Annotated in this window: 2 protein-coding genes; both read left to right on the top strand. The window is 65.3% G+C overall.

Translation table 11 applies throughout. The features are described 5' to 3' along the window. The coding region (locus tag MA07_RS03970; RefSeq protein WP_036347294.1) for an ATP-binding cassette domain-containing protein at positions 1–810 on the top strand (810 nt) is incomplete at its 5' end. Positions 811–1,161: 351 nt separating this feature from the next. Further along, positions 1,162–2,853 (top strand): methyl-accepting chemotaxis protein (locus MA07_RS03965; protein ID WP_036347291.1); only part of this gene is annotated, 1,692 nt, incomplete at its 3' end.

The following is a 2,853-nucleotide window of genomic DNA, read 5'->3' as shown; positions in this document are numbered from 1 at the left end:
CCCGCCATCGAGGCGCCGCGCAACCCGAAGCCCCTGCCGAACCCGCCGCTCGGCACGGTGGCGTTCAAGGATGTGCATTTCGCCTATCCGACCCGCTCCGAGCAGCGGGCTCTGCATGGCCTGAGCCTCACCGTGAGCTCCGGCGAAAGGGTTGCCATCGTCGGGCCCTCTGGAGCCGGCAAGAGCACGATCCTGCAGCTGCTCCTGCGCTTCTACGATCCGCAAGGCGGCACGATCTGGGTCGACGGAGTTCCCGTCACCGAGGCCGATCCCTTCAGCTTGCGCGCCCGCATGGCTCTCGTGCCGCAGGAGCCGACGATCTTCGCTACGAGCGTCCTCGACAACATCCGCTACGGCAGGCCCGAGGCCACGGAGGACGACGTGCGCCGCGCCGCCGAGCTCGCCTCCGCCGACGGCTTCATCCGCGCCCTGCCGCAGGGCTACGGGACCATGATCGGCGAGCGCGGCGTGACGCTCTCCGGCGGCCAGCGTCAGCGCCTTGCCATTGCCCGCGCCATCCTGAAGGACGCGCCGATCCTCCTCCTCGACGAGGCCACCTCGGCCCTGGATGCGGAGAGCGAGCGCAAGGTTCAAGGCGCCCTCGACCGGCTGATGGAAGGCCGCACGACGCTCGTCATCGCCCACCGCCTCGCCACCGTGCGCTCCGCCGACCGGATCCTCGTCATGGACCAGGGCCGGATCGTCGAGGAGGGGACCCACGAGGCGCTGCTCGCCCAGAGCGGCCTTTATGCGCGCCTCGCGCGGCTGCAGTTCACCGGCGAGCACGAGCGCAGCGAGGCTGCCGAATAGGGGTGTTCGGGAAAGCATCCCGCGCCTGCAGGTCGTCGGGACGATCCGGCGCGCAGGCGATCAGGTCAAGGGCGCGGCGCAGGCTTTAGGGAAGCGCCAGGCGGCAGTTAGATCCGCCGCAGAGTATTCACGTGAACAAAGGAAGGTTTGTCTTCCCTAATGTTGGGTATCTATAAAGTTTAGATATAAACAGAATTATACGTAGTAATACCTAAAGAATATATTCAATTAGACTTTGTTGTTCACTTTAATTCATCGTTCATTTCTATGGTTAATGTTCCTCGGGCCTGAATACTGTGCGTCAGGGGGCGCGCGCTTCTCGCGGCGATGCGGGCGGGTCATCGAAAGACAATGCGTTTTCTCAATAATCTTAAGCTGATCACCAAGCTGACGATCCCGGTTTTCATCTTCGTTGCCATCACAATCGGACTGGTGGCCATTTCCAAGAACGGTCTGGACGCTTTGACGGCAGACACGAAGGAACTGGCTGAGGTCGAGGCTGTCCGTCTCTCAATGATCCTCAAGATCAACTCGGAGGTGAACGAGGCGAGCATCCAGGAGAAAAACCTGATCATCTATACGGCCGCGGACGCCGATAAGATGGCAAGCGCCGAGAAGGTTTATCAGCAGTACAGGACTCTGGCCCTGCAGCACGCGGACGAACTGATCGCACTCCCCGGCACCCCGGAGCGTCGGGCCGTCAACGAGGGAATCAAGGCGACTGTCGCCAGCTACTTCGCTCTCCTCGATAAAAGCGTTGCTTTCGCCGTGAAGGATCAGGATGCGGCTGCTCTCCAGATCTCCAATGGCGAGGGACGCGATCTTCGCATCAAGGTGCGCAACCTCATGAAGGAGCGCATCGATGCCAATGAGAAGAGTCTCGCCCAAGCCGGCGATGAGGCTGAGGCCCTCGCTGCTTCCACATCCACGCTTCTGATTGCTTCCTCTGCCGTCGGCATCCTGCTCGCGGTGGGGCTGCTCAGCTCTATCGTGGTCTTTGCCGTCGCGCGTCCTCTGAATGGGATGACGGGTGCGATGGGCCGGCTGGCTGCGGGCGATCTCGACGTGAGCGTCACGGGCGTGGAGCGCAAGGACGAGGTGGGGCTGCTCGCCCGCTCCCTGCAGGTGTTCAAGGACAACGCCCTCGAGGCCCGCCGCCTCGCCGCCGCGCAGGACGCCGAGAACCAGGCCAAGATGCGCCGCGCCGAGATGCTCGACCAGATCACCAAGCGCTTCGAGAGCAACGTGTCGGCCCTCACCCAGGGCCTGTCGTCGGCCGCCACCGAGATGGAGGCCACGGCCCAGACCATGACGGCAGTGGCCAGCCAGACCACCCAGCAGTCCGTCACCGTCTCGTCGGCCGCCCAGCAGACCTCGGCCAACGTGCAGACCGTGGCGGCCGCAACAGAAGAGCTGTCCATCTCCATCCGGGAGATCGCCTCCCAGGTGGCGCAGTCGTCGCAGATCGCCGACCGGGCCGTGCAGGGGGCGCGCCGCACGGATGCGGCCGTGCAGGGCCTGGCCGCGACGGGCAGCCGCGTCGGCGGCGTGGTGCAGCTGGTCAACACCGTCGCGGGCGAGACCAACCTGCTGGCGCTGAAGGCCAGCAGCGAGGCGGCCCGGGCCGGCGAGGCTGGGAAAGGCTTTGCCGTGGTGGCCACCGAAGTGAAGGAGCTGGCGTCGCAGACGGCCAAGGCCACGGAGGAGATCTCGGCCCAGATCGGCTCGGTGCAGCAGGCGACGCAGCAGACGGTGTCGGCCATTCAGGAGATCGCCCGCACGATCACCGAGATGAGCCAGATCTCCACCTCGATTGCCGCCGCCATGGAGGAGCAGGGGGCGGCCACGGCCGAGATCGCCCGCAACGTGCAGGAGGCGGCGCGCGGCACGGAAGCCGTGACCGGCAGCATCAACGACGTGCAGCAGGGGGCCGGCGAGACCACCTCGGCGGCCAGCCAGGTGCTGGGCGCCGCCCAGGAGCTGTCGCGCCACTCCAACGACCTCTCCCGAGAAGTCCAGGACTTCCTCCAAGGCGTCAAAGCC

This window comes from Microvirga sp. BSC39 (assembly GCF_000739015.1).
Taxonomy (GTDB): Bacteria; Pseudomonadota; Alphaproteobacteria; order Rhizobiales; family Beijerinckiaceae; genus Microvirga.
This window is presented reverse-complemented; position numbering and strand designations above follow the sequence as displayed.